We start from the raw sequence: 230 nt of genomic DNA, 5'->3' as shown, positions 1-230 counted from the left end.
AGATAAAATAGTCTATGATATGTTTAGGCAACATGGTATTCCTTCTCCCAGAGTTTCACATGTAAAAGTTTCTATACAAAATGAATACTGGGGCATTTATGCTATCATTGCGCAAATAGATAAGAGATACTTAAAGCGAAATTTTGCAGATAATGGTGGTAATTTATGGAAGAATAAAGGAAATTCGGATTTAAACTGGCTGGGTACTAACCCAAATAGTTATCCTTTTG

General features: G+C 33.0%; 1 protein-coding gene. It reads left to right on the top strand.

All coding sequences use genetic code 11. From position 1 onward, the window contains the following. Window positions 1-19: 19 nt before the first annotated feature. The coding region (locus ACY2RT_RS15785; RefSeq protein WP_490156849.1) for a CotH kinase family protein at window positions 20-230 on the top strand (211 nt) is incomplete at its 3' end.

This window comes from Ulvibacter sp. 2210JD10-4 (assembly GCF_058148525.1).
The sequence above is the reverse complement of the archived record's forward strand: the minus strand, read 5'-3'. Positions and strand labels throughout refer to the sequence as shown.